Annotated in this window: 2 protein-coding genes; both read left to right on the top strand. The window is 76.1% G+C overall.

The window, feature by feature from the left end; translation table 11 throughout:
* Nucleotides 1–1871: S41 family peptidase (locus MNZ39_RS23795; RefSeq protein WP_242341561.1), on the top strand; the 1871-nt coding region annotated here is incomplete at its 5' end.
* Nucleotides 1872–1993: 122 nt separating this feature from the next.
* Nucleotides 1994–2804, top strand: an 811-nt coding sequence (locus MNZ39_RS23790) for a cytochrome c biogenesis protein CcdA (RefSeq protein WP_242341560.1), incomplete at its 3' end; no start/stop codon positions are given.

Below are 2804 nucleotides of genomic sequence, written 5' to 3'. Positions count from 1 at the left end.
CCGCCGCGCCGCCCCCGGCGGCGGTCACCCCCGCGCCGGCCGAGTCGATCGCGGGCGACGCCGCGCCGGCGGCTCGCGCCGACCCGTGCGACGGGGTCGCGTCGCTCCCGGAGGACGACGGCTGCGCCGGCGCGCCGCTCTGCTCGCCGCGGCAGCGCGCGAAGCTCGCCTGCGATCTCCGCGACGCGATGGAGAAGCGGTACGTGTTCTTCCCGGTGAAGGGGCGCCTCCTCGCCCACGGCGGCACGCCGTCGTTCGACTCGCGCGCGCACCTCGACGCCTGCGTCGCGGAGGAGCGGGCGATCGCCAAGGAAGACGATCCGCTGCGGTTCTACGATCGGATGCGCCGCTGCACCGCCGCGTTCGAGGACGGCCACCTGCTGTTCGGGGCGCCGGTGCGCCTGCCCCAGGTCGCGCTCGGGTTCGGCCTGCGGCTCGCGGACGGCGGCAAGATCGTCATCGCCAACCGCGAGAAGAAGCTCGTCTCGTACCTCGCGAAGGTCTCGGGGCTGCGGGGCGTCGAGCAGGTCCTCGCGGCCGGCAACGAGGTGATGGAGATCGACGGCCGCCCGGCGGCGGAGGTCGTGGAGGAGCTCGCCCGCTTCGTGCCGGCGAGCTCGCGCGGCGCCCGGCTCGAGCGCGCCGTGGACGCGGTGACGCGCCGCGACTTCGCCTACCCCCAGCGGCGCACCGCGACGCTGGCGGTGTCGGTGAAGGGCGTCCGGCGCGTGGTCGAGCTGCCCTGGTGGATCTCCCCCGACGCCGCCGGCCACGTGATGGCGAGCCGCTACGTGCGCCGCACCGGGATCGTCACGAGCGACCTCCTCGCCTGGCGCTACGACCAGGGGAAGGACACCTGGGACCGGGATCCGAACGCCGCGCAGGGGTACCTGCGCACGGACCCCATCCTGGCGCCGCGCGACGCGAGGGGGCTCACCGAGGAGCTCGACGAGGGCGACCGCGTCGCGGTGCGGGTGGGCGAGGTGGTGCGCCGCCGCGTTCGCGCCTTCTGCTACGTGCAGATCCTCTCGTTCCTCAGCGAGACCCTGCACGCCGCGGGGGACGAGCCGCGCCCGTTCGGCGCGGTCCTCGAGGGTTTCGTCGGAGAGTGCAAGGACAAGGGGCTCGATCTCGTCGTGGACCTGCGCCAGAACACCGGCGGCTACATCGCCCACTCGAGCACCGTGGCCGCGATGCTGTCCGAGCCCGGGGAGGCCTACCCCGGCGGCGCGCTCGTCCTGCGCGCGACCACGCAGAATCAGCTCGTCTACCAGCAGCGGATGCCGCCGCCGAGCGCCGCGCCCGCCCGCGCCGCGGACGACGCGTTCGAGCCGCGCAAGATCGTCGAGGCGATCGGGCTCGCGCAGCGCGAGCGGCGCGACTACACGCCGGCCTTCCTCGAGGGCCCGGTGCGCGCGAGCGACGCGGTGGGAGGCTACGAGGGCAGGGTGGTGGTGCTCACGAGCCCGAGCTGCATGAGCGCCTGCGACCGGCTCGCCGGGATGCTGCGCGCCTCGCGCCGCGCCGTGCTCCTCGGCGGCCCGACGGAGGGCGCCGGCGGCAGCCAGCAGGAGGCGAAGAACCTCGGCGCCCGCTGGACGGATCCCGACGGGCTCCTCTCGCTCTCCATCCCGAACGCCGCGATGGGCGTGCAGCCCCTCGAGCCGGGCGCGCCGCTCGCCGCCCACGCGGAGCGCTCCGCGGAGGAGTTCTTCGCGGCGCTCGCCTTCGAGAACCGCCCCGTGCAGCCCGACGTGCCGTACGCGACCACGGTCGAGGACATCACCGGCCACAACCGCGGCTGGCTCGAGCAGGTGGAGGCCGTCCTCTTCGAGGGGCGCGCCGTGCACGAGGGCATCGCGGGGTTCTGAAGGCGCCCGTCCGCCCCCGGTGAGCCACCGCTTCCGGGGGTTCGGGGCGCTTTCCGGGAGCTCGCCGGAACCGCTCGCCGCGTCCCCGGCTCCGACTCGCACGGAGGAGCCAGAGAGACCGCATGAGCTTCGACATCCCCGGACTGTTCGCCGCCGGCGTCCTCACCTTCCTGTCGCCGTGCGTGCTCCCCCTCGTGCCCATCTACCTCGGGCTCCTCGGCGGCGCGTCGGTGGCCGACGTCCGCGCCGGCGGCGCGCGCGGGCGGCTCGTGGCGACGGCGTTCGCGTTCGCGGCGGGGCTCGCGAGCGTGTTCGTGGCGCTCGGGCTCGGGGCGAGCGCGGCGGCGGCGCTGCTCGCCGCGCACCGCGAGGTGCTGCTCCGGGTCGCGGGGATCGTCGTCGTCCTGTTCGGCCTCAAGTTCCTCGGGGTCCTGCGGCTGCCGGGGCTCGATCGCGAGCGGCGGCCCTGGCTCGCGCGCGCGGCGCCAGGGGGATCCCTCCTCGCGTCGTTCGCCTTCGGCGGCGCGTTCGCGCTCGGCTGGACGCCGTGCATCGGCCCGGTGCTCGGCTCCGTGCTCACCTACACCGCGAGCTCGGGCGCGAGCCCGGCGCGCGGCGCGCTCTACCTCGGCACCTACGCGGCCGGCCTGGTCGCGCCGCTCCTCTTCGCCGCCGCCTTCGCGCCGCGCGCGCTCCGGCTCCTCGACCGCGTGAAGCCGCACCTGCGCAAGGTCGAGCTCGCGACCGGCGCGCTCCTCGTCGCCGTGGGCGCGCTCCTCGCCACCGACCGGCTCATGATCCTCATGCCGCCTGCCGGTGGCGCCGCGCAGGCGGCGGGGGCGGTCGCTGCGTCCGCACCCGCCGCCGGGAGCGTCGCCGCGGGGGATGCGGCGAGCTGCGACGCGAGCGCGCCCGCCGCGGCGTGCGACCTCC

Origin of the sequence: Anaeromyxobacter sp. SG66 (assembly GCF_022690805.1) — a bacterium.
Lineage (GTDB): Bacteria > Myxococcota > Myxococcia > Myxococcales > Anaeromyxobacteraceae > Anaeromyxobacter > Anaeromyxobacter soli.
This window is presented reverse-complemented; position numbering and strand designations above follow the sequence as displayed.